Source organism: Enterobacter sp. CGMCC 5087 (assembly GCF_003144775.1).
Lineage (GTDB): Bacteria > Pseudomonadota > Gammaproteobacteria > Enterobacterales > Enterobacteriaceae > Enterobacter > Enterobacter cloacae_M.
In genome coordinates this window covers 1-743 of the sequence record NZ_QFXN01000156.1, presented here as the reverse complement: position 1 = coordinate 743, position 743 = coordinate 1, and the positions used below count along the sequence as shown (strand labels likewise).

General features: G+C 57.9%; 2 protein-coding genes and 1 pseudogene. All 3 read left to right on the top strand.

Translation table 11 applies throughout. From position 1 onward, the window contains the following. A pseudogene (locus tag DEO48_RS27195) lies at positions 1-151 on the top strand (DUF945 domain-containing protein); the annotation flags it as partial. Next, on the top strand, positions 151-405 hold the full coding sequence (locus DEO48_RS15280) for a hypothetical protein (protein WP_109845636.1): 255 nt from the start codon (positions 151-153) through the stop codon (positions 403-405). The pseudogene DEO48_RS27195 and the gene DEO48_RS15280, both read left to right, overlap by 1 nt. Positions 406-420: 15 nt before the next feature. Then, positions 421-743: antirestriction protein (locus tag DEO48_RS15275; RefSeq protein WP_109845635.1), on the top strand; the 323-nt coding region annotated here is incomplete at its 3' end.

The window sequence follows — 743 nt, the reverse complement described above, 5'->3', positions numbered from 1 at the left end:
ACAGGAGAACCTGCTGAAAGGCGGCCTGCCCGGACGTACCGCGAAGGGCAAACGCAGTCACACCCGTGCGGTTAACGGCATCGACGGCGACGTGAAACTCAACAGAGCGCTCTGGGTGATGGCGGAAAGTCTGCTGGAGACGCTGAAGTAATGCCGCGTATTCCTGATGGCAGTCATCCGGTTACGCCATATCCATTCGCCCTGCTGAGCCTGCCGGGCTGTCGTTCCATCTCTGACGACGACCTGTGCGCCTGGTGCTCACATCTTCTCTACCGACCCGGTGAGCTCAGCCTGTGCAGCTTAAGTCTTCCCGAAGGCCACTGGCCATCACGCTGTGATGAGGATGGCTATGCGCAGTCTTGCCCGTCATTCCTACTGAACCAGCTTCCCCAGCCCGATAAATAAACGAGGAAAACCACTATGACCGACATTATCAACCTTAACGATACCCTCCCGTTACAGACACAACCTGCCGGTACCGGTTCTGCACCCGCGCTGACAGCCACCCTTGTCCCGGACAACCAGCGCGTGGAGTTCTGGCCAGAGCACTTCGGCAGCATACCGCAGTGGATAATCCTCGAACCAACCGTCTTCGCGTGGATGGACCGTTTCTGTGCTGACTACAACGGCGGTATCTGGAATTTTTACACGCTGAGCAACGGTGGTGCGTTTATGGCCCCGGACGCTGACGATGACAGCAATGAGCCCTGGTCGCTGTTCAACACCCTGAACGGCAATGGCGG

Coding starts and splice junctions, on each gene's coding strand:
- DEO48_RS15280 (WP_109845636.1), top strand. CDS start 151: ATGCCGCGTATTCCTGATGGCAGTCATCCGGTTACGCCATATCCATTC.